Here is a 25745-nt window from a genome sequence, read left to right as displayed (position 1 = left end):
ATGGAGGAATCCTCCGACTTCCGCACACTCAAGATTCTGGATCGCTTTCGTCCGATCATCGCCAGAACAGGGGCGGATTATGATGTGCTTCGCCTGATTTTGCGGGTGAAATTCCAGATGGATCAACGCAGAGTACCTACCATTTTGTCCAACAATTCAGGGAAAAAAGAGCGCAAGGAAGGGAATCAGTTTCTTCGTTCCCTGTGGTTGTATGGATTAATGGGACTGATGATGGTCCCCTTCATCGTCTGGGATACGGGGCATTTCATGATTCAGATGGGTCTTGTGTTTGGTATCTTAATGTTTATGATCATGACGTCCATGATCTCGGATTTTTCCTCCGTACTGCTGGACATTCGGGATCGTAATATTATTATGACTAAGCCTGTTAATGGGCGAACGGTAGGTATGGCCCGAGCCATCCATGCAGGCGTTTATCTGCTATTGCTGACGGGTTCATTAACCGGTATACCGCTAATTGCCGCGTTAGTGACGCATGGGATCGGATTCTTTCTGATTTTCCTTGTAGAACTGATTCTGATCAATATGCTGATTCTGGTGACAACGTCTCTGATCTATCTGTTCATGATGAAGTTTCTGGATGGCGAGAAGCTGAAGGATATGATCAATATGGTACAGATTCTGCTTTCCGTGGGGATTGCAATCGGTTATCAGCTGGTCATCCGTTCGTTCAGTATTATTGACTTTGGTATGGTATTTACACCAGCTTGGTGGCAGTTGCTGTTGCCTCCGTTATGGTATGCGGCTGCATACGAATGGTTATTTGCAGGGGGCGGGAATGTGTGGATCTATACGTTCACAGCACTGGCAGTCTTGGTTCCTGTGTTGAGTATGATCATATATGTGAAGCTTATGCCTTCCTTTGAATTGTATTTGGAGAAAATGGCACATTCGGGTCAGTCCTCCGGACGCAGACGTGGAAGATGGGATCGGTTGATCTCCAAGGTGGTCAGTCGTTCCAGAGAGGAGCAGGCTTGCTTCCGTCTGTCAGCCAGCATGATGCGTAATGAACGGGAATTCAAGCTGAAGGTGTATCCATCGCTTGGTTTATCATTTGTCTTACCTTATGTATTTTGGTTTACCGAATTGCAGTCTTCTACCTGGGCGGAGTTTAGGCAAAGTTCGTTTGTATACACTTTTTATATCGTACTAATGCTGGTTGTAACGGTTGTGGTCATGCTGAAATTTTCAGGACAATATAAGGCATTCTGGACCTTTCGCGCTGTACCGATGGCGAATGATAGCGCGTTATACAAAGGCGCTCTGAAGGCGTTCCTGTGCAACATGTTCCTGCCTATATTTCTGGCAAATGCCGTTCTGTTTACCTGGACATTCGGATCACGGATACTGCCGGATATTGCGATTATTATGCTGACGGCGACAGCCCTTGTCCCACTGGCGGGCAAGTTGTTGCTGCGTAAGCCGCCGTTCTCCCAATCCTTCAGTATGGCGCAGCAAAGTGATGGTTGGTATGTATTCGCCGCCCTTCCTGTGCTCGCCATGTTATGGGGAGTCCATGTCTTTTTCCGTTCGGTATCGGGGGGCGTATGGATATATGGTGCGCTATTGATCGTAGCGAATGTGTTGCTGTGGACGCTGCTGTATCGAGAGAAGAAGATAGCGAAGAAGAGGCCGGTTGCAGTTTGAGAAGTTACAGCAGAACAGAAGAATAAAAGAAAAGCGATAAGGGATTAGAAAGTAGAAGGACGAAGTGATAAGAGCCTAGAAGAGTTAAGAGTGCTAAGAAGAACTAAGAAGAACTAAGAAGAACTAAGAAGAGCTAACCTGGACATGGATGTCGGGGTTAGCTCTTTTAGTTAGGTGATGCTACCCCCAAAGAAACTTCATCCGTAGCGCTAACGAACCTGAGACAACCTATTCACGGTCAAAATCTGAAATATAAATTCTAACGAACCTCAGGAACGCTATTCTTCGGAAAAGTAGTTATTTAGCTTGAAAAAGGACCAAACTAGGCACAATAGCGTCTCTGAGATTCGTTAGATATTAGATCCATGCTAAAAGGGGCTTATAACGTGTATCAGGTTCGTTAAAATGGAGTGAAGCAGTGGAGGCTCTCTTTCGGTACGTCGAAATATCTAAATCGAGTGAAGCCCATAATGAGTTCCAGGTAATACTATAACTTTGAATCAATAGGGAGACGGCCGATGTGTTGGCGGTGTGAATATACTTAGGTGGCAGGGTGTTTGTATATAGAAGCTGTAGTAATAAGGACTAGCAGTAACGTCGCGCCCAGCAAGCAAATATTAGGTTCAGGTATGTGGGGACACATGAGTACGCAATCACCCGCGTGAATTGTGGTAGAAGTGAGTAATCCAACGGATGGTTCTGGACTTGTTTACGGCTAGGGGTCTGCTATTGGAACGGTTCTTGATCTGTATCTTTGGGCAGAGTGGGGTTCCCTATTTCTTATAGCCTGATCGGAGAATGGATTCCGCTAGCCGATCGGCTGCATCCGCTGTGGAGATCGCAGATTGTGTAGCTTCTGCGTATACCTTGCTCAGCGTGCCTGCAATCCCCGCCACCTTTTGGCGGATCAGGTCAGGCCCCGCGCCTTCCAGCTCGTAGGCGGTGGAGATGATTCCGCCTGCGTTGAGCACATAATCAGGCGCGTACAGAATGCCGCGCGCCTGCATGCGGCCTGCAACCAGCTGTCGTTCACTCAGCTGGTTGTTGGCCGCCCCGGCAACGATGGAGCAGCGCAGCTCCTCCACCGTTGCCGGGGTCAGTACGCCCCCTAGGGCACAGGGGGCGAAGACCTTGCAGTCAGCGGCGTGAATATGGGCCGGATCGGCCGAGATGGCGCCGCTGAACTGCACAAGGGTACGTTGTACACGCTCCGGTACAACGTCTGCCACAATGAGCCGTGCCCCGGCTGCATGCAGGTAACGGCACAGGGCATACCCGACCTTGCCCAGTCCCTGTACGGCAACGGGAATGCCCTGCAAAGATGCAATGCCTTGCTGGCGCAGCGAGGTCACAATGCCGATGTGTACACCGTAGGCGGTCATCTCGGCAGTGAAGTCATCCTGCGCCCCAAGTGAACCCGTGGTGTCCGTCACATGTGCGGTCTCCAGTCGGATCTGGTCCATGTCTGTCGCCGTGGTACCCAGATCAAGACCGGTCACGTACCGTCCGTTCAGCCGCTCCAGACAACGACCCAATGCGCGAAAGCGCTGCGCCCGCTTGGATACGTCCGTATCCAGGCTTCTATTTTGTTGATGAGCAACCTGATCGGCAACGGCTTCCCGTTCCATGGCAGCGCCCCTTTGTCGCTCTACCCCTAGATCTCCAGCGACTTGCTCACCACTAACAGACCCGCAACCATCCACATCCGGTTTTGCATTTTTCGCAATAGGCACATTCCATATGACCACTTTCCCTCCACCATAAGGCAGTCCGGAGATTGCATTTTTGTACGTCATGCCTCTGGCAAGCTTCACAGCATCCCGAACAGCTTCTTCCTCGGACGCATACGTCCAGTAGCGACATCCGCCGAGCGCAGGTCCAAGGACCGTGTTATGAATGGCAATGACCGCCCTCAATCCACTATCTGCATCATGGCAAAAAATGAGTTCCTCCATGCCTTCCCGCTCCATCTCCTGCCATAGCTGCATGACGGCACCCCCTTTTTGTTTTGACCCATCCATCCTGGTTTTGACCTGATATCCTGTGCCAGCGTGCTTGGCTTTATGATGATACAGCATATTCAAAGACCCCCGTTTTCGACCCTGGGACCTCCGCCGGGTTGATAATCGGTACAAACGGTTCTATAATTGCAGTTCCGGCATGCCAGAGAGCAGAAAATGCCTACGGATTTACATTCAACCGTTTAGAATGAGGGCATAACGTCCAATGATGGAGATAGAGCGAACATATCGGAAGCATAGATGAAACGAAATCGTCGAGTATATGCAGCAAAGGGCCAATTCCGTTGCGAAGGCCAGGAAAGAGGGATTGTGATTGTTTAAAATATTGGTATTTATCTTTTTGATCCAGATTGTGTACGTATCGGCTTACACACTTCGGATGATTCTGACACTCAAAGGACAGAAATATATCGCCGCACTGATCAGCATGGGTGAGATTGTGATCTATGTGCTCGGTCTGAATCTGGTGTTAAACTATCTGAAACAACCGGAGGCCCTGATTGTATATGCGGTAGGTTACGGATTGGGTGTGCTGCTCGGAGCGTGGATTGAAGAAAAGATTGCGCTCGGTTATATCACCGTTAAAGTAATCTGTAATCAGCTGGATGGAAGCGTCGCGAATGCCCTGCGGGATAAGGGCTACGGCGTTACTGCATGGGTGGGCAGTGGACGTGATGGAGATCGGCTTGTGATGGAGATTCTGGCAAAACGTAAAAACCAGAAACTGCTCTATCAGACGATTCTCAGCCTGGACCCGAAAGCATTTGTCATTACCGTGGAGCCCAAACAGTTCCATGGCGGCTTCTGGACACGTTCCATCAAAAAGTAAAATCGAGCAGGTCTGCGGCAGATGCAGTCCTGCTTTTTAATTTCATTCCATCTGGAATGTTCTTGTTACCTCGATGTATCCCTGAAACCTCACTCCCCAAGTTAACTCGGTACGATTCAAGGTTGCTTACAGTACAAACCCTTACCATACGAGCCTTTCCTAACCACATGTGAGATACGGATTATTGTTGTAATCGCTTTCAACAATTACATTGAGAACATGTCCTTCGTAACTTGGCATGGCAGCGATGGACGAATGTCATCATCATATATTGGGAGGAATGGAATCGATGAAAAGCAAATTTCGAAGCTTGTGCAGCACAGCTCTGGCTCTAACGTTGGGGTTAACTTTATTGTCCGGCCCGGCAAGTGTGCAGGCAGCGGGTAACGCAGACTACAATCTTACAGGCTTCTCCCAAGGGAATGTGGGCGGCGGCATCATTAGCGAATCAAACACAGCCACGTATAAGAAAGTGTATAATGCGACCGATCTGGCATTGGCGCTGAAAAAGAACTCCGGTGTCAAAGTTGTTGAGATCATGAACGATCTGAATCTGGGATGGAATGAAATTCCGAGCGCAGCGCAGACTTCTCCTTTTGCCAAGCATAATGATGCGTTGACGCATCCCGTATTAAAACAGACCGGTGTTAGCAAGCTCACGATTGATGGTTTCAATGGACTCACGATTTTCTCCGCCAATGGCTCCAAGATCAAACACGCTGCGATCAGCGTGAAACGAAGCTCGAATGTCATCATTCGCAACCTGGAATTTGATGAGTTATGGGAATGGGATGAATCCACCAAAGGTGATTACGACAAGAATGACTGGGATTACATCACCCTGGAGGAGAACAGCAACGTATGGATTGATCACTGCACATTTAATAAAGCCTATGATGGACTCGTCGATTCGAAAAAAGGAACCAGCGGCGTGACCATCTCCTGGTCCCTCTTCAAAGGGGATGACGGCAGCTCGAACAGCTGGGTTACCCAGCAGATTAACGAATTGGAAGCAAACAAGGCTTCCTATCCCATGTACAACTACCTGCGCAGCAGTGCTGTAGGTCTTAGCAAAGCCGATATTATCGCTATCTCGGGACCCCAAAAGAAAGGACATCTGGTCGGTTCGACCAGCCTGGAATCAGCTAACGCCAACCTGTCCATGACGCTGCACCATAACTTGTACAAGGATATTCAGGACCGGATGCCACGCCTGCGTGGAGGCAACGCACATGCATACAACATCGTGATGGATGCGACAGGGGCACGTGCCGCTAAAGCCAAAATTACAACGGCGATGGCAACAGCGATTGCGTCCAAAGGTTATAAGTTCGATATCATTGGCAACGGAGCGATTTCTACGGAAAGCGGGGCCGTCTTGGTTGAGAAATCAGTCATTAAGGACGTGCTATATCCTGTTCGTAACAATCAGACCGATCCGGCAGATCCAACCTATACCGGCAAAATCAGAGTGACCGATACCATGTACTCCCTGGATGGCAGCTCATTCCGTGGAAGCAGTGATACGTCTGGCAGTCCACTGGCGCCAATCCCGGCAGTGGTAAAATCGTTCTCCTGGAACGGTTTCTCGACACTTCCTTACAGCTATACCACGGATGATCCATCTACGTTGAATGCTCGCCTCACGGCTTCCAATGGCGCGGGTTCGGGTAAACTGACCTGGTCCAAGGATAATTGGTTGAAGACAAGTTATTGATATCAGAGTAACCTGTTGCTTTTACGTTTTTCAAATAAGGAAAAGAGTGCTCCTGCAGCTACGATAGCCGGGAGTGCTCTTTTTATATGAATTAGCTCCATAAACAGTTTGGTGTTCTTTTAAAGAATGATTTCTTGTAAGGATGGATCATCTACAGTATGTTTTGGTCTTCCAGGTAAACGTTGTCTATCGATATTTATCTTCATTACCTTTGTGAGTAATTTATGACAAATTAACCATTTATACAGGTAAGCCTTGTAATTTTACTTACCGGTAAATATAATTTATTAGAATTGACCAATAAGGATGGTGAAGCAGCTTGGATGTATGGATATACTCCGTACTTACTCTTGTTTATTTGATACTTGTTGTTTGGATGGGCGTCGATTTAACCCAGAGGAAGCAATGGCTCGCGTATTCAAGTTTTCAGCTATTTGTAGCGTTCAGCTTGGCATATGATAATGGAATTATTGCTTTAGGTAATTTGATAGGGGAAGGGGAACCGCTAATGGTTCTCAGTAGCCTTCGATTTTGGCTACATGCCTTTGCTACCCCTACCCTTATTCTGGTTGGGTACCATATCTTGCGTAGCTCAGGTGCCAAGTTTGCAAATAGAAGTATAACCAATGTGGTAGCATGGCTGATAACTTTAGGTTTGGTTATCTACCAGATTGTAGGTTTTACTTTATCCGAGGTTCAAAATCTCAAGGTTATAGAAGAGTATGGAGTACTGAGATATATGGCAGAAGGTCATGGAGGTCCGCCGATGATGGTGATCATCGTGGGGCTTGTACTCTTATTTGTTAGTCTGATCGTTCTTTTCAAACATAAATGGGTATGGCTGTTTGTTGGGACTGCATTATTGTTTGTAGGACAGTTAATCTCCCTGCCATTGGAAACCGGAACTTTAACCAATGTGTATGAGTTAATCCTCATCCTCTCGATTTGGAGAACGACTACATTTTTGAAGAATTCAACAGATCGTCGCCCTCGTTAAGCTCCGATGCATCAGAAAAGACTGGCCAGTAAGATAAAGGCCAGTCATCTGTGTTCGTTTATTTAATTCTTTAATTCAGATATCCATAGTATCTGATGAGGCAGACACAGCACTCACCGAGTCACGATAGATGATGTTACCTTTCACGTGTACACGGCCGAAACTGCGGTTCGGGTTGTCGACCTTTTTGAGCATGGACTGAACTGCCGTGCGCGCCATCTGTTCCACATCCACTTCAACAGTTGTCAGCTTGGGATCGGAGAGCATCGCGTAGATATCATTATCAAAACCAACAACAGAGCATTGGCCAGGCACCTGAATATCCATGGAAGTCAGCTTCTGAACGAGCAGATGAGCGACCTGATCACAGTTGCATACAAAGGCCGTTGGCAGCTGCTCGGGCAGATCAATCTCAATAAACGTACCTCGTTCATCCCGATCATTCAGAACCAGATCTGGATTCATCGGCAACCGATGTTCCAGCAAGGATTTGTAATACCCGAGGAATCGGTCCTGGATACTGCTCGTGGAATACAGGTTTCCCACATAAGCAATGTCACGGTGGCCCTGCTGAACCAGATAGTTCGTTAGCTCATAGGCAGCGTAGAAGTTATCGGTAACGACGGAATCGATATCCGAATGTTCATCGTAGAAGTCGAGAAACATTTTGGGAACTTCCATTGATCTCACCAGTTCAATATACTCTTTACTGATCTGTCCGAGCACGATGAAACCATCGACCTTGTTGTCGCTGTACAGCTTGGGCAACGTTAATTCTTCCTCATCCTCCACATTCAGAATGTGCAGAATGCCGTAGTAGCCCTGTTCCTCCAGATGTTTGGTGATGCGCTGGAACACGCGTACATAGAACGACTGCGTAGGCCCGGTAAAACGCTCCGGGATAATTACGCCAATATTATGGGTTAAGCCTTCCTTCATGGAACGGGCAGCAGCATTATACCGATAGCCCATTTCAACAGCAAGCACTTTAATTTTTTCCTTTAATTCGCCACTCACGCCATCTTTATCATTCAATGCTTTCGAGACGGTCACACTGCTGACCCCGAGCCTGTCGGCGATATCCCGCATGGTGATATTATTCTTCAGTATGGTCGCCTCCTTCAAGCCGGTATAGGCACAATGTGCTGTCATTATGATGAGCGCTTTCCTCCAACATAATAACAATCCATATCAGTATACATCGTTACCCACTTGGAATAAAGCCATTCTGGCTGTTGTTTCGCTAATTTTCAGCACATTGCAGGTTTCCCTGAGAGGACGCTCTACCGATGTTATGTCAATTGTTTCTGTAGAAGCTTCTCATTCTGTTCAATCAGCTGACCCCGTTGGCTAGCACAGTCCAAGGAACGATATGGATCAGCCGGTGTATTGAACGTATAATCGACCAGTTTCTCCAACGTGGTTGTTGCCACATGACAGCGGGTATCACTGGATGCGTAATAGATAAAGACTTCTTCCTTCTCATTGACCACAGCACCATTGCAGAAAATAACATTGGATACATCGCCTACACGCTCCTCGTCATAAGGGGCAATGAAGTGGCCGCCCGGCTTGGCAATAATACGCGCCGGATCATTCAGATCCGTAGCGAATGTGTATAACACGTAACGCAGGCCTGCTGCGGTATTCCGAACCCCGTGAGCAATGTGAATCCAGCCACGATCCGTCTTGAGCGGAGCAGGGCCTTGGCCGTTTTTCACCTCATATACCGTATGATATTGCCGTTCATCAATAACCATCTCTTCATGAATGACCGGGTTCAAGATATCCTCACACAGTCCGAAGGCGATTCCGCCGCCGCTGCCAGTCGAGATGAATCCGTCCTGTGGACGGGTGTAGAAGGCATATTTTCCATCCACGAATTCCGGGTGCAATACGACATTGCGCTGTTGAGGGGAATTGGTTGTGATGTTGGGCAACCGTTCCCAGCTTGTGAGATCTCGTGTCCGAACCAGTCCTGCCTGTGCAACTGCGCTGGAGGTATCAAATGCAGGAGCCTCCGGGTCTTTGCGTTCCGAGCAATAGATGCCATAGATCCAGCCGTCTTCATGTTGAACGAGACGCATATCATACTGATTGGTTTCATCCGCATCGATATCATCCCAGACTAATGGTTTACCCGTGAAACGAAACCCGTCAATTCCATTGTCACTCTCCGCGAGCGCAAAGATCGATTTGCGATCCAATCCTTCGGTACGAATAACCATGACGTATTTGCCATTGAAATAGATGGCTCCTGGATTCAGTGTAGCGTTGATACCCAGTCGCTCCATAAAGTGTGGGTTCGTCGTCTCATCCAGATCGAATCTCCAATGCAGCGGTACATGATGTCGAGTGATTACCGGATATTGGTAGCGATCATATACGCCATTGTAGAAGGAAGAATTGATCTCATTGGGGCGAGTAAGCAACAGCTCCTGTTTCGCCAGTAACTCCTTGTATTTCGGGTGTATCATTCTGATCCCATCCTCTCGATTAGTTCAATACAAAATCTGCTATTGTGATACGGGCATTTCCACGGTCCGGCAATTTCGCTCTGATCCGGTGTGCCGTTCCCGTCCACCGACCAGTACCATTCCCCACCAGCACGCTGGTCAATGATGTTTTCTTGCGTATAGGTCCACAAGCGTTCCACTCTCTCCAGAAACAAGGGATCACCTGTGCGCTGATACGCGTTATAGAAACCGACCATCGCCTCAGCTTGAACCCACCAAATGCGCTTCTCATCGATATGTTCACCTTCTTGTTCATTGAGCAGGGAACCATCGGCATTCACTGCTACATTGGAGATGTTATAGGCAATATCCGTAACCATCGCCGCATACTCTGGATGTTGTTCCATCCCCAGAACTTTCAGTGCTTCGTCAATCAGCCAGCTGGCTTCAATGTCATGTCCGAACGAGCGCAGGTCAATGATGGATTCCCACTGTTTGTTGAAAAATACCCCGAGAAACTTGGTGTCTTGGTCATACACCCGTTCATATAGAATTCCGAGCAGGCGTTCCAGCGCCGCCTTCACTTGTTGATCCGGCCACACGCGATAGAGCGTGGTGTAGGCCTCCAGTACATGGATATGCGTATTCATTGTGTAATCCGCAATCACTCCATTTTCGCTCAGCATTTCATTGGGCTGTTCCTTCCATGTGCGATCAAATTGTTCCTTGTAAGCAGGTAGTCCGGCGTCCAGACCTTTGTCCTCGATAAGAGCAAAAAGCGTTTTCGCAAGTTCCAATGCAGAAGCATCCCCGGTAGCACGATAGTACTCACTGAGTGAATACACACCGAATGATTGCGTATACACATGTTTGCTCGTGTCCAGTGCTTCCCCTGTGTAATCTACCATCCAGTACATACCGCCATATTCGGTATCCATCACATGGTCAGCGAGAAAACGGTATGCATGTTCAGCATGCTCGCGCCATCTTTCGTTTCCGGTAATCCGATAGGCTGCTGCAAAAGACCAGAGTTGCCGTGCCGTGGCGATCCCGCCTTTGGCTGCCTGCGGATTCACCTGAAGATCATTGCCAACCCAGCCGTAGAATCCACCGTGGGTTGTATCTTTAAGGTTGGACCAGAAGGGTAAAATCTGCTTTTCCCAATGCGCCTTAATCTCAGATTGGAGTTCGGTTGTTTTTGTATTCATAAGTGAGCGCTCCTTCAACGTGTTACATAAATCTTAATTCATAAATGGACTAAAGAATATTTACACTGGTCACTCCGATGACAGAATAACCTTCCGATCGCTGTTACCCCCAGATTTTTTTGATTCCTTGTTATAAGGGGGAAATCCGGGGATAAAGGCGAAGCAGATGCTTCCGATGTAGCTTTCTTTCAGAAAGCTTTTAGCTCCGCTTCTTCAGGTTCTTTCTGTCCTCTACGTTTCGTGTAAATGTTTAATCAATTCATATAATTAAGTTAACGGTAACTTTATTAATCAATATTAGTGCTCTGAAAAACAGATGTCAACGAAATGCATCGCAATTTTTCTTGTTAGGTTATAAATAAATGAATTGACAGGTAAGCGTTACCATAATAGAATTCATTTTGTAACCTTAACGATAACTTAATCAACTTAAGAGAGGGGTCGAAACAATTGAGAAAAAACAAAGGTTGGATGATGTTGCTGACGATGCTGCTCATCACTTCACTACTTGCTGCATGTTCATCCGGAGGTGGATCTTCGCAGGCAGGGGAGGAGATCAGTACAGATCCGGCAGATATCAAGGGCGAAATTACCGTCCTTACACAACGTACAGATATTGTTGATACCGTATTCAAAGATTACGCTGCTGAGTTCAATAAGGAATACCCGGATGTCAAAGTGAACTTTCAGGCACTGGCCGACTATGAAGGACAAGTGAAAATTCGTATGAGCACCAAAGATTATGGTGACGTTCTGATGATCCCGACGAGCGTTCCGATCGCGGATATCCCGGACTTCTTCGAGCCGCTTGGCACGTACGATGAACTGAAAGACAAATACACCGCTATTGAGGAACGCATGGTGGATGGTCAGGTATACGGTATCCCTACGGTCATCACGTTCTCGGGAATTATCTATAACAAACAGGTCTTCAAAGAAGCCGGTATCAATGAAGTGCCTAAGACACCTGAACAATTCCAGGCTGCGCTTCAGTTGATCAAAGACAATACTGACGCGGTTCCGCTCTACACCAACTATGCATCCGGCTGGGCCCTGACACAATGGGAATCGGATCTGCCAACCGTTGCAGGTAGCGTAGATTACGTGAATGTGGACCAACCGAACACAGATGATAACTTTGTGCCTGGTCAGCCGCACTATGAACTATATAAAGTGCTCTATGATGCAGCCAAGAACGGTCTAATCGAGAAAGATCCAACAACTACCGACTGGGAAAGCTCCAAAGCGGATCTCGCCAAAGGCAAAATTGCTACGATGGCACTTGGATCTTGGGCCATCACACAGATCCAAGGCATGACGGATACACCGGACGACATCGGATTCCTTCCTTTCCCAACCAATGCAAGTGAGGTTGTGGTTCCGCTCTCCGCCGACTATAACATCGGTATGAACGTGAACAGTGAGAACAAACCTGCTGCCAAAGCCTGGATTGACTGGTTCCTGGCGAAATCAAACTACGCGGTTGAACAGGGCGGCGGTATGGATGCAGACAAAAACGCGGAATTACCACCCATTTTGGATCAATATAAAGACGTTAAATTCTCCACACTTACACCTGCCAAAGAAGGTCAGGAAGGTCTGGTTGACAAGATCGATAACGAAGGCGAAATCGGTCTCTGGCAGCCTGACTTCAAGAAACGAATTATCGAAGCAGGTATTGGGAACCGCAAGGAATCGTATGACGACATTATGAAAGATCTGAACGATAAGTGGGTCAAAGCAAGAGCAGAACTAACGAAATAATTGGATTAACGTAAGTGGATCAGGTGATGAATGGACTGCGGGGATATAGGAATCCATATATGAATGGAGCATGGAGTATGTGGTATTTGAAAGCGTGATACCCATGCTCTTCCCCCGGCAGTTATTACGCAGAAATTCCATTGGACGGGAGTCTTTCGATATATAGGCGGGAGAACCGCTTGGAGGTGTGGAGAGCATGAAGTACTTAAAACTTTCGAATTGGGGCTACTCAGCGCAACGCATATTTATCATCTGTGCCTTCTCAATTATTCCGCTGGCGTTGCTGTTTACATTTGCATACTTGCCAGTCATCAACATGTTCAAATACAGTTTCACCGATTGGAACGGATATAGTAAAAGGTTCGATTATGTTGGCTTTGAGAACTACACTCGCATATTCAGTGATCCCGAATACTTCAAAGTATTTATTGTCAGCTTGTATTACTTCGTGGCTACGTTCTTACAGATGGGCTTGGCGCTTTACTTTGCCACCATTCTGAGTTTCAAAGTTCGAGGCAAAAACTTCTTCAAAGGCATACTGTTTTTTCCTTATTTGCTGAATGGGGTAGCCATCGGTTTTATCTTCCTCTTTTTCTTCAAACCAGACGGTACACTCGATATGCTCATGCATGCTGTAGGGCTGGAACAATACACGCAGCTATGGCTCGGAAATCCGAATATTATCAACGTGTCACTCGCAGGTGCATCGGTATGGAGATACATGGGCTTCAACTTTATCATTTTCCTGGGTGCAATCTCCTCCATTCCGAAGGATGTGTATGAAGCATCCGATATTGATGGTGCCAATCGCTGGCAGCAATTCCGCCACATCATCCTGCCAAGCATTACACGCATCCTGCAGCTCAACCTGATCTTGGCGATTAGCGGCGCAATTAGTGCGTTCGATATTCCATATATCATGACCGATGGTTCCAACGGCAGTATGACATTTGTAATCCAGACGGTTCATTTGGCGTTTAAATACGGCAAGCTGGGACTGGCATCCGCCATGGCTGTGGTGCTGCTCTTGATCGTTATTCTTGTTACGCTGGTGCAGCGCATCACCATGAAAGGGGAGGAATAAACGTGACACAATTCAAATACACCCTTGCGAGCGTGGTTAAATATGCTTCCCTGGTGTTTGCGGCGTTTATCGCACTGTTACCTATCGTGGTCATCCTGTTTGCATCTCTCAAAACGAATGCGGAATACGCTACCAGCAGCCCGCTTGCCCCACCAGCCAACTGGCTGAACTTTGCGAACTATGCTAAGGCTTTTGTGGATGGCAACATGCTGGTCGGTTTCAAAAACACCATTATTATCTTGGTCATCTCCATTATAGGGGCGACCTTAACGGGTTCCATGATCGCATATGTGCTGGATCGGTTCAAATTCAAAGGCAAGAAAATCATGGTCGCGGCATTCCTGCTCGCTACCCTGATTCCAAGTGTTACGACACAGGTCGCCACATTCCAGATCATCAACGCTCTCGACCTGTTTAACACACGCTGGGCAGCCATCGTGATGTACCTGGGTACAGATATCATCGCGGTTTATATCTTCCTGCAGTTCCTTGGCTCAATCTCAAGTGCGCTGGATGAATCCGCCATGCTGGACGGTGCTTCGTACTTCACGATCTACTGGAAAATCATTCTGCCACTGCTGAAACCGGCTATTGTAACGGTCATTATCGTGAAGGGTGTGAACATCTATAACGACTTCTACACACCGTTCCTGTACATGCCAAAGACCGATCTACAGGTCATATCCACCGCCTTGTTCAAATTCAAGGGACCGTTCGGATCGCAGTGGGAGGTCATCAGCGCCGGCATCATGATCGCCATTATTCCAACCATGATCATCTTCCTGTTATTACAGAAATACATCTACAACGGCTTCGCGCAAGGTTCTGTTAAATAAAAAACGAGAGGCTATATGAAATGCATGTGAGAATGCACAGGAACGAAGAGGACAGAAAAAAGCTGGAGAAACGGAGTGGTCGCATTTATAACCGGATTTTCCCCTTTTATAAGGGAATCAAAAAAATCTGGGGATAACGGCGATCGGAAGGTTGTTCTGTCATCAAAGTGGTCTAGTGCAATTTTAATTATTCATTTCATAAAGCCTAACCGAAGGGAGAAATGAAAAATGTCAGTTGCCGAAACGAAAAACGTACACATTGTTGGGGACGCTTTGCCGAATATGCCATGGGAAGCCAAACCGGAGGGAACGGAAGGCCCGGTATGGAGACACTCGGCGAACCCCGTGGTTCCGCGTAACCCAGTCAAAGGCGTTGCCCGCATTTTCAACAGTGCCGTTGTACCCTATGAAGGAAAGTTTATTGGCGTATTCCGTGCTGAAACTGTTAATGGACGTCCGCACCTCCACATGGGAGCGAGTGAGGATGGTCTGGAGTGGACGATTGAAGAGGAACGTATTGCATTTGTAGATGAAAATGGCGATCCGTTTATGCCGAACTATGCGTATGACCCACGTCTGGTCAAAGTCGAGGATACGTATTACATCATCTGGTGTACTGATTTTTACGGCGCTGCATTGGGACTGGCGAAGACGGATGACTTCAAAACATTTGTCCGCCTCGAAAATCCAATGCTGCCATTCAACCGGAATGGCGTGTTGTTCCCACGCAAAATCAACGATAACTATGTGATGTTGTCCAGACCAAGTGACAGTGGACATACCCCATTCGGGGACATCTTCCTGAGTGAAAGCCCGGATCTCGTGTATTGGGGCAAGCATCGTCATGTGATGAGCAAGGGCGGCCAAGGTTGGTGGCAATCGGTCAAAATTGGAGGCGGGCCCGCTCCGATCGAAACGTCCGAAGGCTGGCTGATGTTCTACCATGGCGTAACTGGAACCTGTAACGGTTTTGTCTATAGCATGGGTGCGGTCATTCTGGATCTGGATGAACCGTCCAAAGTAAAATATCGTTCGTCCAACTTTGTGCTGACACCAGAGAAATGGTACGAGGAGCAAGGCTTTGTTGATAACGTCATCTTCCCTTGCGCAACACTGCATGATGCTGATACCGGACGTATCGCCATCTATTACGGCGCTGCCGACACGTATGTGGGCGTCGCTTACACGACCATCGAAGAGATCGTGAACTATGTGATCGAGACGGACGAAGTCATCGCTGGTGATCACGAGGAAGGCAAGCTGTAATTGAAGTGAAAGTGTATATATTAGGTCATTCTTTTTTCATTAAGTGAACAGAAACATTGGGGAGCAATGTATATGGAGTATATCAAGGGATTTACATTTGGCTGGATGAGTGGCAGGGGAGACTTCCGCAAGCCGGAAGCCAAAGAATCCTTGCGCCTGATGGCTGAACGTACAGGCAGTTCACATGTTATTTTTGCACTGGCGGCACATCAGGATCATCCGCAGGCAGTAGAAGTGAAGTATCGGGGTGCACATTTGGTGGAGGATAATGAACTGATCGATATGATTCGTTATGCTCGTACACTCGGGCTGCGTATCATTCTGAAACCAACCGTTAACTGCACCGACGGCACATGGCGTGCACACATTAACTTTTTTGATATCGATGTGCCTTGTGAGCCGAAGTGGAAGGATTGGTTCCGCAGCTACACGGCATTTCAGAAGCATTATGCAGCGATCGCAGAGCAGGAAAAGTGTGAGATGTTCATTGTAGGCTGTGAGATGGTGCAATCCGAGCGTCGGGATCAAGAGTGGCGCGAGGTGATCGCTGGTGTGCGTGAAGTGTACACTGGACTGGTGTCATACAACACGGACAAATATCAGGAAGGTCATGTGAACTGGTGGGATGCTGTGGACGTCATCTCTTCCAGTGGGTACTATCCCATCGGAGATTGGGAGGCACAGCTGGATCGAATTGAGCAGGCCATTGCTCCCTACGGCAAACCTTTCTTCTTCGCAGAAGCAGGCTGTCCCAGCCGCAGTGGATCAGCCCAGGTACCAAACGATTGGGGACTGGAAGGCGAAGTAAGTGCGGAGGAACAGGAGCGTTTCTATGAGGCCATGTTCCGGCATGTCAGTCAGCGTCATTGGGTACGCGGATTCGGTCTGTGGGATTGGAGCGCACATCTGCACGCGGAGAAGGATGCGCTGACCGATGACGGATATGGAGTTTACGGCAAGCCAGCGGAGCAGGCGATTCGACGTTTCTATGAGGGCATCACTGTAGAAGTTTAAACGAGAAACAAGAAGGCGCACGAAGATGGATTTCAGTAATATATCTGCATATGTACTTTCGTGATTACCTTGCTGTGAGCAAGGAATAGCAGATTATTGTGGAACTTATTTTTTCAGTTGTGATTCATATTCAGGTCGAGAGGCTCTTCCTCCTATAGGAAGGGCTTTTTTGGCATATTTAGTAGTGATGCATACTATGTCGAATTTTGTTGACAAAAGGAGGGCTCCTGCCTATTCTTAATGGATGAATATGATAATCATTATCATAAAATAGAGAAAAGGGGTTCAACATCCATGTCTGTTCAACATCGCAAATCTTCGGCCCTCACGCTGGCAACTATGCTCTTGTTGTTATTCGTTATTGTGGGTTGCAGCAATACAGGAAGTGGAGATGAATCCTCATCTGCTGCTTCGGATCAAACATCTACGAAGTCGATTACGATGTCATGGCCACGTGATATCGGTACAATGAATCCGCATACGTACAATCCTTCGCAATTATTTGCCCAATCCATGCTCTATGAGCCACTGATCAGTTACCAGAAGGACGGAAAACTGGAACCTGCGCTGGCAGAATCATGGACAATCTCCGATGACGGCAAAGTATATACATTCAAGCTTCGCCAAGGTGTGAAATTCTCAGATGGTACACCATTTAATGCTGAGATTGTGAAAAAGAACTTTGATGCTGTAATGAAAAATAAAGATACACATAGCTGGCTGGGCATTGTAGGTGTGCTCGACAAGACGGAGGTTGTGGACGATCAGACTTTCCGGTTGACACTCACAGAGCCGTATTATCCTGTTCTTCAGGACTTGTCGGTGGTTCGTCCTTTCCGCTTCCTGGGTGAAGCTGGATTTCCTGATGACGGAGATACTTCCCAAGGCATCAAAGAGCCGGTTGGAACGGGCCCGTGGATGCTGGCTGAATACAAGCAGGACGAATATGCTGTTTTCAAACGCAACCCGAATTATTGGGGAACAGCACCAAAGGTGGATCAGATTACGGTCAAAATCATTCCTGACGGTGAAACTCGTGTCCTTGCTTTTGAAAAAGGCGATCTCGATCTGATCTATGGTGAAGGTATGATCAGTCTGGATGCGTTCCAGGAGCTGCGTGACAATGATGAATATGTGACCCAATTATCTGATCCTGTAGGAACTCGCAGTCTGTTGCTGAACTCTTCCAATCCCAAGCTGTCCGATGTCAGAGTACGGAAGGCGCTTCAGCAAGGGTTTAATAAACAGGCGATGGTGGAAGGCGTGACTTCCGGATTGGAAGAACCAGCCGATACCGTATTGTCCAAAAACTATCCGTACACCAATGTAGACCTGGAACCAATCACGTATGACGTGGAGAAATCCAAAGCATTACTGGATGAAGCGGGCTGGAAGCTGCCGGCCGGTGGTACGGTTCGTGAAAAAGACGGTCAGCAGCTTGATTTCGAGATGATTTTTGACAAGACGGACCCGATTCAGAAAGCGATGGCTGAGACCATTCAGGCGGAATGGAGCGAGCTTGGGGTTAAAGTAAATCTCACTGGACTGGAACTGACGGTTCAGATCAAACGTCTGAAAGCCAATGATTTCGACCTGTATTTCTGGTACAACTATGGCGCTCCATATGATCCACATTCATTCATTAACGTTGTGGCGAGCCCTGGATTCGGGATTTCCGAGACCCTGAGTGCGTTGCCGATGAAAAAGGAACTGGACGATCAGGTGCATGCAGCACTGTCATCTACAGACGAGACGAAACGCCAGGAGTTATATGGCTCCATCCTGAAAACACTTCAGGAGCAATCGGCGATTGTACCGATCTCTTATATTAAGAAAACGGCTGTATATCAGAAGAAAATTTCCAACTTTATTTTCCCGGCGAATCGTGATGAAAATCCGTTTGTAGGCATTGAGTTGGGCAATCAATAATTTGTATAAGTTCAACTCAAGAATGTTTACACGTGCCACTCCGATGACAGAATAACCTTCCGATCGCTGTTATCCCCAGATTTTTTTGATTCCCTTTCTAAAGGGAAAATCCGGTGATAAAGGCGAACGCTACGCTTCTTCAGGTTTTTTCTGTCCTCTCCGTTCTCGTGTAAAAAAATTAGTTGAACTTATATAGTGATTTCAAGAGTAATAAGCTCATGTAGCTTGAGAACAGGGAGGAACGTTTGGTGATCAGTTATATCGGTAAACGAATGATCGCGATCATTCCTATCGTTTTTATCGCTACACTCGTTACCTTTGCGCTTATTCATATTTCACCGGTTGATCCAGCCGAGGCTTATCTGACAGCCGCTCATATCTATCCGACACCGGAGCTACTTGCGCAAAAGCGGCATGAGTTCGGTCTGGACCAGCCTTTATTAACCCAATATGCGCATACGATTCAGAAGATTGCCAAGCTCGACTTTGGCACTTCGTATCTCACCAATAAACCTGTATGGGATGAAGTGAAATTAAGGCTTCCGGCTACGGCTGAACTGGCTTTCTGGAGTATGTTGTTATCGGCTTTGGTGAGTATTCCTTTGGGAATACTGGCGGCGGTGTACAAGAATAGCTGGATTGACATGGTCAGCCGGGCGATTTCCTATTTTGGAGCATCTATTCCGCAATTCTGGCTCGGTTATCTGTTGATCTTCTTTTTCTCCGTAAAGCTGGACTGGCTGCCTGTGGAAGGACGTGGATCGTGGGAGAATCTGGTTCTGCCTACGATTACACTCTCCTTGATTCTTATTGCGATCTACACCCGATTACTGCGTTCCAGTGTACTGGAGCAATTGCAGGAGACATATGTACAATATGCAAGAACACGCGGGATTCGAGAACGAGTCATCATGCTGAAACATGTCCTGAAGATCGCTATATCGCCCCTCATCACGGGGATGGGGATGAGTATGGGCAAGCTGCTCACAGGCACCATTATTGTAGAGCAGGTGTTTTCCTGGCCTGGGTTCGGCCGTTATTTTGTCGATGCGATATTTAACCGGGATATTCCCGTGATTCAATGTTATGTCTTCCTGGCGGCATGCCTGTTCATCGTATGCAATCTGCTCGTTGATCTGGTGCAGCTCGTTATGGACCCACGGATTTCAGCGAAAGGACGGGCAGAACATTGATAAACAAATGGCGTGCGGTATTTAAAGGACAGAGAGCCATCCAGATCTGCTCGGTGATCATATTGCTTTTCTTCGTGATCGCGTTATTAGCCCCATGGATTGCTCCTCATGACCCTGTGAAGGTGAATCTGTTGCAGAAGCTGGCGAGTCCATCGCTTGAGCATTGGCTCGGAACGGATCATCTGGGACGCGACAATCTCACTAGGCTGATGTATGGAGCGAGAGTGTCGCTTGGATTTGCTACCCTGATCTTCCTGTCATCTTTGCTCATAGGTGTCATTGTAGGCTCGATCTCCGGTTACCTTGGTGGCTGGGTTGACAGTCTGCTGATGCGCTTGTGTGAAGGCATTATGGCATTTCCAAATCTGGTGTTGGTGCTGGGCATTGTAGGGATCTTTGGTCCAGGTCTGATGCAGGTGCTTCTAGCCCTTATGATGGTACAGTGGGTGTATTATGCACGCATCTGCCGGAACATGGTCGTTAGTCTGAAGGAACGGAACTTCATCGCGGCGGCGCGGATTAGCGGCTCCTCTTCGTGGACGATTATCCGCAAACATATCATCCCCAACGTGCAGCGTCCCATCGTTGTAATGGGCACGCTGGAGATGGGATGGGCGATTATGGATATATCCGCTCTGTCCTTCTTGGGACTCGGTATTCAACCACCGAATGCAGAGTGGGGAGCCATGATTCATGAAGGAACAGGTTACATTCGCAGTCATCCGGAGTTGATGATCTACCCAGGTGCATTGATTCTGCTGGTAGTCATTACGTTCAACATCTTGGGTGAAGCGTTATCCGAGCGTTATGGCATTGCAAAAAGGTAGTGGTTCGGAACCAAAGGCATATGGAGGTGAACGTAACGATGGATGATGCAGCGAAGGTACTCGAAGTTCGTGGTCTGCAAGTGAATCTTAGAACAGCGGAGGGTTCAGTCCCGTTACTTGCGCCTATTAATTTCGAATTAAAAAAAGGTCGTGTCTTCGGTCTGGTCGGCGAGAGTGGCAGTGGCAAGACCGTTACGTGTAACGCCTTGCTCCATCTGCTTGATTCACGCCGGATGGAAGTGTCGGGCAGCATCCGTCTGAATGGACGGGAGCTTGGCTCATTGTCAGGTGAGGAGATGCGACGCATCCGGGGCAAGGACATCGGATTTATTATGCAGAACCCGATGAATGCTTTTACACCCGTATATACGATTGGATCTCAATTCATTGAAACCTTGCGTACGCACACAGGTATGTCCAAAGCAGCGGCCGGGGAGCGGGCTATTGCTGCCTTGGCAGATATGAACCTGCCCGAGCCGGCCAAGCTGATGAAACGATACCCCTTCCAACTGAGCGGTGGAATGTTGCAGCGGGTGATGATTGCCATATCGATGTGCCTGCGACCAGCGCTGGTCATTGCAGATGAACCAACGACGGCACTGGATGTCGTGAATCAGTTCAAGGTGCTTCAGGAATTGGATCGTTTACGTACGGAATATGGCACATCCATTTTGCTCATCTCCCATGATCTGGGCGTGATCTCGCAAATGGCAGACGAAGTCGCGGTTATGCAGAAGGGACGTATTGTGGAGCAAGCAGATGTGTACCAACTGTTCGATCACCCGCAGCATGAGTATACACGGATGTTGTTAAATGCCAGACCCAGTATGTCTTTAGGACGATAGCGACTAATAAAGAGTGGAATCGTTCAGTGAGTGTATGTGTAGAGCGGGTAGTCGTAGAGGTGGAATGGGCATGGTGATGTGTAGATTCGGCCTCTTCGGAGATTGCTTCTGCCAAGTACAAGAGAGGGGGATGACCTGATGCTTCAGGTACGTGAAATAAGCCATAGCTATGGCAAACGCAACTGGCTGGATCGTTCGGGAGCGCGTCCTCCTGTGCTGGCAGACATCTCACTTACGATTGAAAAGGGTTTGTGTCTGGGGCTCCTGGGTACGAGCGGGGCAGGTAAAAGTACCTTGGGCAAAATCATTCTTGGTCTGGAGAAGCCCAGCCAGGGTCAGGTTTTGTTTCAAGGACAGGATATCTACCGATCCAGCAAACCAGTACTCAAGGGATTACGGCGTGATCTACAGGTCGTGTTCCAGGACTGTTATTCGGCGGTGAATCCGCTCATGACTGCCGCGCAGATCATTGGGGAGCCGCTGGATAATTACGAGCGATTTTCGGCAAAAGAACAACTTCGTGTGATTGGACAACTGCTCGAGCAGGTGGGACTTACACCAGAGGATGCTAACAAGCTTCCGCACCAGTTCAGCGGTGGGCAATTACAGCGAATTAACATCGCACGAGCCATCGCGCTCAAGCCAAAGTTAATCGTACTGGACGAATCGATCAGCAGCCTGGATATGGTGCACCAGACGCAAATCTTATCTCTATTGGCTGAGCTAAGAGCGTCCTACGGGTTATCGTATCTCTTTATCACACATGACATTCGGGCCGCCATGACGATCTGTGACCGCATTGCCGTGATGGATCAGGGCAGGATTGTCTATAACGGTGATGCCGGGGATTCGGTAATGCAGTCGGATCATCCGGCTGTGCAGCAGTTGGTTACAGCTATTTTGCCTGAGCATCCATCAGGTCGTATTTCGTTTGGGTAATACGTTGTTTGTATGGTTGTAGATGGGCAAGTCGCTAACGAACCGAGTGAGCGTTAATTGGCGATTTAGCAAGGAATGCAAAATGTAACGAACCTCAGTGAAGTTATTCCGGTGCAAACTAGTTTAAAACCGCCAAATGATACACAGATCGAGGAAATAACGCGTCTAAGATTCGTTAAACCTCAGACTTATCGGAAATGGCGTTAATAGCGTGTTTACGGTTCGTTAGATCATAATGAATGCTAAAAGGGTTGTCTCCTGCGTCTTGAACAAGACGTAGGGACAACCCTTTTTTTGTAACTGGGAATAGGCACATTTCCTGCTTTCTGATATAAGTTAAACTAAAATTACACTGCGCTACTCGCGAAAAACAGGACTACCTCTGAATTACGCCTATCCCCAGATCTTTGATTTAACTTACAAGGTGAACATATACTTCCGATGAAGTTTTTTGCAAAAATCTTTTACCCCATCTTCCGCCCAAGCTGCTCAATCTTATCAAGCCAATTCTTTCTCTGTTCATCTGACTTCTTACCAACTTGATCTACAGTTGTTATCCGCACAGGTTTGATGCCAGTCAGTGCAAATGTGGAGATTTTCATCATTTTATGTGCAGGCTCACCTTGGAACCATTTAAAGTACCAGCTCGGACCATCCATCGTGGTGATCATGCGGGCGGTGCGGCCTTTGAGCAGTTGATCCGGGAAAGGTTTTCCTTTTTGATACTTGAAGGCGTAACCTGGCATGAAGATTCGGTCAACGAAACCTTTCAGCAGGGCAGGCGGTCCTCCCCACCATATTGGGAATACCCATACAAGATGCTCGGCCCACTTGATTGCTTCTTGGGCCTCCAGCAAATCTGGTTCAAGTGGAAGTTTATTACGATATCCTCCTTCCAGATTCATGTTGAATGCCAACTCGTTCAGGGTAATCATGCGGACGTCGGCACCCGCTCGCACCGCACCTTTGCGGTACGCCTCGGCGATTGCACCGTTGTAACTGGGGGAGACGGGGTTGCCTTGAATAATTAATATTTTTTTCATGGAAGATGACACGTCCTGACTATTTTAGTTAATGAACACTAACCTCATGTGCAAAAAGAAAAGGTCACGTATGACCCGGTAATCCATCCGTATATCCTGATGGTATGTTGACGATTCTCTTTAGAAGTTATTCAACAAGTCCGCTTTTGATTCCAAATCATGCCTAGCGGCATCATCCGTATCGAAGATGGGATTCAGCTGAGATGTCCGTTGCTCACGTAGTTTTCTCTACGCTTCGCTACTCTATTTCTATCTTCATCCCATCTTCTCAGTACTGAAACCCAGACTTTTTGAACACGCACTTTTATTAACGTGCAACTCTGAACCTTTTTTGGAGTTCTGCATGGGCAAATGGCTTCCCATCTCCCTCGCTACTCTTGTGGTACCTGCCCCAACATCGATGCAAGACGGTGAACCGTCTCTCCAGTGTAGGGTACCAACAACTCGGGTAACTCACCTTGCATACTGGAGACCGCCATACGTGTGATTGCACCGATTACCAGAACGGCTGTGAGCCGTGAATCCTGCTGAGGCAGCTCACCCCGCATCATTCCCTGATCGATCAGATCCATTAACGCATCCAATGGCTGACGGTAATCCTCGCTGCTTCCGGCTTCAATGAATATTTCATGATTCTGTGAAATCAGCAGCAGCCCGTAGGGATCTTCATCATGAAGATGGAGAACCTTGGTAACCAGTTGCTTGAAGCGTTCCAGCACCGGACCTTCCTGTCGAACATACCCGTCAATTAGTGAAGTATAGTCGACACAGTATTGGGTGAAGGCTTCCAGGGCAACGGCATCTTTATTTTTAAAATGTTTGTAGATCGCCGCATCGGTTACTCCGGCGGCGTCACCGATCTCTTTGACGGATATGCCGTCAACGCCTTTGGTTGCGAACAAGCGCATCGCCGCTTGTAGGATATCTTTCTTTTTGCTATCCACATGAGATTTGTTCTTCATGATTGTATAGTAAGTGATTACTAACTAAAATGCAACAAGCAATTTTGAAACTCCAAATTGAGACGCTGAATAAGCGCTTACGAACAAAGCTTGCAGGCTTGTGAACGGCAACGTATGATGAATAGAAATCATAATTGGGAGCAGCAAGGAGAACGAAACGGATGGTGGATAGCGTGAAAGAAGAGATGGATGCATACAGTTGGGTGACACCCGAAGGAATGCTGAATGATCACTATATAACAAGCCGCGAACAGTTGTATAAAGGGATGAACGGACGATATGTGGAGCGATTCACTGTTCCTACCGGTAGCAGTTATATTTTTAAACCGCTGACGAATCCTGCACAGCACGGACGGGAACGATGGATGTACGAGCGTGTAATGTCAGGCTTACCACCAATTTATCCGCAGCTTATTGCAGCGTCGGATCTTACCACTGACCCGGCACAGAGCTGGATGATCTACGAGGATCTGGGACAACTGATGCATGATTCACAAGAAGAGACAATGCTTGGGGTAGCGGTACATATGGCAACGTGGCATGCGTTGTCTGTTACGGATTGGAGTGAGCTGCCTCGCGTGGGGCAGAAACCGTCTATTCGCACGATGTTGGATGAGTTACAAATGCACAGACTATCTACGGACGACCTGTTGTCCAAGCTGGATATACGGTTGTCTCCATCGGATTGGGACAAGATTGCCACGTTGATTCTCACAGCTGAGGAGCAACTTCCAACCGTTTTATGTCACGGAGACTTGCATCCAGGTAACATGGCGGAGGTGGACGGCAGACTGGTCATCTTGGATTGGGAGCATGCCCATCTGAATACGCCGCTGTGGGACGTAGTTCATCTAGTGGATCTCTCGCATCCGCTGTTTCCCAGAACGGTTACGCCTGCATTGCGAGAGCGGGTCATTGATGTTTATTTGGACAAACTGGGGAGCTTGGGTGTACAGATTGAACGGGTTTCTTTTGCAGAATGGTACGACGCCTATGCTATTGTATTTTCACTCTGGATGCTGCGTTTGATTGATGGTGACCTGAGAAGTGAGGCATGTGTGTGGCCGAAGGAACAACTGCGTAACCAGTGGCATGAGACGGCAGCAACGCTGGAACAGTGCATGAAGCACATGGGTGAGGAATAGAA

General features: G+C 47.7%; 21 protein-coding genes. 15 read left to right on the top strand and 6 right to left on the bottom strand.

Translation table 11 applies throughout. The features are described 5' to 3' along the window. Complete coding sequence (locus MKY87_RS14390) at nucleotides 1-1668, top strand: hypothetical protein (protein WP_340965122.1); 1668 nt, start codon at nucleotides 1-3, stop codon at nucleotides 1666-1668. A 773-nt stretch (nucleotides 1669-2441) separates the two neighbouring features. Here the strand turns inward: MKY87_RS14390 and MKY87_RS14385 are convergent. Beyond that, on the bottom strand, nucleotides 2442-3656 hold the full coding sequence (locus MKY87_RS14385; protein ID WP_340965120.1) for a Leu/Phe/Val dehydrogenase: 1215 nt from the start codon (nucleotides 3654-3656) through the stop codon (nucleotides 2442-2444). A 346-nt stretch (nucleotides 3657-4002) separates the two neighbouring features. Here MKY87_RS14385 and MKY87_RS14380 point away from each other — a divergent pair, with 346 nt between their 5' ends. The 3 genes from MKY87_RS14380 (at nucleotide 4003) to MKY87_RS14370 (ending at nucleotide 7232) form a co-directional block, all read left to right on the top strand. Next, nucleotides 4003-4518 (top strand): DUF2179 domain-containing protein, encoded by a 516-nt coding sequence (locus MKY87_RS14380; RefSeq protein WP_036671622.1) that lies wholly within the window; start codon nucleotides 4003-4005, stop codon nucleotides 4516-4518. A 289-nt stretch (nucleotides 4519-4807) separates the two neighbouring features. Next, a complete protein-coding gene (locus tag MKY87_RS14375) occupies nucleotides 4808-6235 on the top strand; it encodes a pectate lyase family protein (protein ID WP_340965118.1) in 1428 nt (475 codons plus the stop codon). Nucleotides 6236-6743: 508 nt separating this feature from the next. After that, nucleotides 6744-7232, top strand: a complete 489-nt coding sequence (locus MKY87_RS14370; protein ID WP_340965116.1) for a hypothetical protein — start codon at nucleotides 6744-6746, stop codon at nucleotides 7230-7232. A gap of 75 nt (nucleotides 7233-7307) precedes the next feature. Here MKY87_RS14370 and MKY87_RS14365 read toward each other — a convergent pair whose 3' ends face one another. The 3 genes from MKY87_RS14365 to MKY87_RS14355 all read right to left on the bottom strand — a co-directional run bounded on the left by MKY87_RS14365 (nucleotide 7308) and on the right by MKY87_RS14355 (nucleotide 10896). Then, nucleotides 7308-8384 (bottom strand): substrate-binding domain-containing protein, encoded by a 1077-nt coding sequence (locus MKY87_RS14365; RefSeq protein ID WP_339787984.1) that lies wholly within the window; start codon nucleotides 8382-8384, stop codon nucleotides 7308-7310. 140 nt (nucleotides 8385-8524) lie between these two features. Further along, nucleotides 8525-9709, bottom strand: coding sequence for a glycoside hydrolase family 130 protein (locus tag MKY87_RS14360; protein WP_340965114.1), 1185 nt, complete (start codon nucleotides 9707-9709; stop codon nucleotides 8525-8527). Then, nucleotides 9706-10896: an AGE family epimerase/isomerase gene (locus tag MKY87_RS14355; RefSeq protein ID WP_340965112.1), complete on the bottom strand. Its 1191-nt coding sequence runs from the start codon at nucleotides 10894-10896 to the stop codon at nucleotides 9706-9708. The genes MKY87_RS14360 and MKY87_RS14355 overlap by 4 nt, the downstream gene beginning before the upstream one ends. Before the next feature lie 450 nt (nucleotides 10897-11346). Here MKY87_RS14355 and MKY87_RS14350 point away from each other — a divergent pair, with 450 nt between their 5' ends. The 10 genes from MKY87_RS14350 to nikE all read left to right on the top strand — a co-directional run bounded on the left by MKY87_RS14350 (nucleotide 11347) and on the right by nikE (nucleotide 22593). Next, a complete protein-coding gene (locus MKY87_RS14350) occupies nucleotides 11347-12660 on the top strand; it encodes an ABC transporter substrate-binding protein (protein ID WP_340965108.1) in 1314 nt (437 codons plus the stop codon). Nucleotides 12661-12856: 196 nt separating this feature from the next. After that, a complete protein-coding gene (locus MKY87_RS14345; RefSeq protein WP_340965105.1) occupies nucleotides 12857-13744 on the top strand; it encodes a carbohydrate ABC transporter permease in 888 nt (295 codons plus the stop codon). Between the two features lie 2 nt (nucleotides 13745-13746). Beyond that, on the top strand, nucleotides 13747-14580 hold the full coding sequence (locus MKY87_RS14340) for a carbohydrate ABC transporter permease (RefSeq protein WP_340965103.1): 834 nt from the start codon (nucleotides 13747-13749) through the stop codon (nucleotides 14578-14580). Between the two features lie 228 nt (nucleotides 14581-14808). After that, complete coding sequence (locus MKY87_RS14335; RefSeq protein ID WP_340965100.1) at nucleotides 14809-15846, top strand: glycoside hydrolase family 130 protein; 1038 nt, start codon at nucleotides 14809-14811, stop codon at nucleotides 15844-15846. Between the two features lie 72 nt (nucleotides 15847-15918). Then, nucleotides 15919-16860 carry a glycoside hydrolase family 113 gene (locus tag MKY87_RS14330; RefSeq protein WP_340965097.1) on the top strand — a complete coding sequence of 314 codons (942 nt, stop codon included), beginning with the start codon at nucleotides 15919-15921 and terminating at the stop codon, nucleotides 16858-16860. A gap of 294 nt (nucleotides 16861-17154) precedes the next feature. Further along, on the top strand, nucleotides 17155-18789 hold the full coding sequence (gene nikA, locus MKY87_RS14325) for a nickel ABC transporter substrate-binding protein (RefSeq protein ID WP_340965094.1): 1635 nt from the start codon (nucleotides 17155-17157) through the stop codon (nucleotides 18787-18789). Nucleotides 18790-19037: 248 nt separating this feature from the next. Further along, complete coding sequence (gene nikB, locus MKY87_RS14320; protein ID WP_091035776.1) at nucleotides 19038-19982, top strand: nickel ABC transporter permease subunit NikB; 945 nt, start codon at nucleotides 19038-19040, stop codon at nucleotides 19980-19982. Beyond that, nucleotides 19979-20809: a nickel ABC transporter permease subunit NikC gene (nikC, locus tag MKY87_RS14315; protein WP_036606611.1), complete on the top strand. Its 831-nt coding sequence runs from the start codon at nucleotides 19979-19981 to the stop codon at nucleotides 20807-20809. Before nikB ends, nikC begins: the two co-directional genes overlap by 4 nt. Before the next feature lie 38 nt (nucleotides 20810-20847). Continuing rightward, a complete protein-coding gene (locus MKY87_RS14310) occupies nucleotides 20848-21654 on the top strand; it encodes an ABC transporter ATP-binding protein (protein WP_339790417.1) in 807 nt (268 codons plus the stop codon). A gap of 138 nt (nucleotides 21655-21792) precedes the next feature. Next, the gene (nikE, locus tag MKY87_RS14305) at nucleotides 21793-22593 is read left to right on the top strand and encodes a nickel import ATP-binding protein NikE (RefSeq protein WP_340965089.1); all 801 of its coding nucleotides are present in this window, start codon (nucleotides 21793-21795) and stop codon (nucleotides 22591-22593) included. Nucleotides 22594-23057: 464 nt separating this feature from the next. Here nikE and MKY87_RS14300 read toward each other — a convergent pair whose 3' ends face one another. Next, complete coding sequence (locus MKY87_RS14300) at nucleotides 23058-23636, bottom strand: NAD(P)H-dependent oxidoreductase (protein ID WP_339788006.1); 579 nt, start codon at nucleotides 23634-23636, stop codon at nucleotides 23058-23060. 371 nt (nucleotides 23637-24007) lie between these two features. Continuing rightward, nucleotides 24008-24598 (bottom strand): TetR/AcrR family transcriptional regulator, encoded by a 591-nt coding sequence (locus MKY87_RS14295; protein WP_340965086.1) that lies wholly within the window; start codon nucleotides 24596-24598, stop codon nucleotides 24008-24010. A gap of 161 nt (nucleotides 24599-24759) precedes the next feature. On the opposite strand from MKY87_RS14295, the gene MKY87_RS14290 reads away from it, so the two are divergent. Beyond that, nucleotides 24760-25743: a phosphotransferase family protein gene (locus MKY87_RS14290; RefSeq protein ID WP_340965084.1), complete on the top strand. Its 984-nt coding sequence runs from the start codon at nucleotides 24760-24762 to the stop codon at nucleotides 25741-25743. The last annotated feature ends 2 nt before the right edge of the window (nucleotides 25744-25745 follow it).

The organism is Paenibacillus sp. FSL R7-0198, from assembly GCF_038000415.1.
Classification (GTDB): domain Bacteria; phylum Bacillota; class Bacilli; order Paenibacillales; family Paenibacillaceae; genus Paenibacillus.
Note: the sequence above shows the minus strand (reverse complement) of the source record. Positions and strands in the feature narration are given on the sequence as shown.

What these genes read in the sequence shown, in the direction of transcription:
- MKY87_RS14355 (WP_340965112.1), bottom strand. Translation starts at nt 10,896, where the DNA reads ATGAATACAAAAACAACCGAACTCCAATCTGAGATTAAGGCGCATTGG.
- MKY87_RS14385 (WP_340965120.1), bottom strand. Translation starts at nt 3,656, where the DNA reads ATGCAGCTATGGCAGGAGATGGAGCGGGAAGGCATGGAGGAACTCATT.
- MKY87_RS14375 (WP_340965118.1), top strand. Translation starts at nt 4,808, where the DNA reads ATGAAAAGCAAATTTCGAAGCTTGTGCAGCACAGCTCTGGCTCTAACG.
- MKY87_RS14290 (WP_340965084.1), top strand. Translation starts at nt 24,760, where the DNA reads ATGGTGGATAGCGTGAAAGAAGAGATGGATGCATACAGTTGGGTGACA.
- MKY87_RS14330 (WP_340965097.1), top strand. Translation starts at nt 15,919, where the DNA reads ATGGAGTATATCAAGGGATTTACATTTGGCTGGATGAGTGGCAGGGGA.
- MKY87_RS14365 (WP_339787984.1), bottom strand. Translation starts at nt 8,384, where the DNA reads ATGACAGCACATTGTGCCTATACCGGCTTGAAGGAGGCGACCATACTG.
- nikA (WP_340965094.1), top strand. Translation starts at nt 17,155, where the DNA reads ATGTCTGTTCAACATCGCAAATCTTCGGCCCTCACGCTGGCAACTATG.
- MKY87_RS14390 (WP_340965122.1), top strand. Translation starts at nt 1, where the DNA reads ATGGAGGAATCCTCCGACTTCCGCACACTCAAGATTCTGGATCGCTTT.
- MKY87_RS14300 (WP_339788006.1), bottom strand. Translation starts at nt 23,636, where the DNA reads ATGAAAAAAATATTAATTATTCAAGGCAACCCCGTCTCCCCCAGTTAC.
- MKY87_RS14295 (WP_340965086.1), bottom strand. Translation starts at nt 24,598, where the DNA reads ATGAAGAACAAATCTCATGTGGATAGCAAAAAGAAAGATATCCTACAA.
- MKY87_RS14370 (WP_340965116.1), top strand. Translation starts at nt 6,744, where the DNA reads ATGGTTCTCAGTAGCCTTCGATTTTGGCTACATGCCTTTGCTACCCCT.
- MKY87_RS14310 (WP_339790417.1), top strand. Translation starts at nt 20,848, where the DNA reads ATGGATGATGCAGCGAAGGTACTCGAAGTTCGTGGTCTGCAAGTGAAT.
- MKY87_RS14360 (WP_340965114.1), bottom strand. Translation starts at nt 9,709, where the DNA reads ATGATACACCCGAAATACAAGGAGTTACTGGCGAAACAGGAGCTGTTG.
- MKY87_RS14345 (WP_340965105.1), top strand. Translation starts at nt 12,857, where the DNA reads ATGAAGTACTTAAAACTTTCGAATTGGGGCTACTCAGCGCAACGCATA.
- MKY87_RS14335 (WP_340965100.1), top strand. Translation starts at nt 14,809, where the DNA reads ATGTCAGTTGCCGAAACGAAAAACGTACACATTGTTGGGGACGCTTTG.
- nikE (WP_340965089.1), top strand. Translation starts at nt 21,793, where the DNA reads ATGCTTCAGGTACGTGAAATAAGCCATAGCTATGGCAAACGCAACTGG.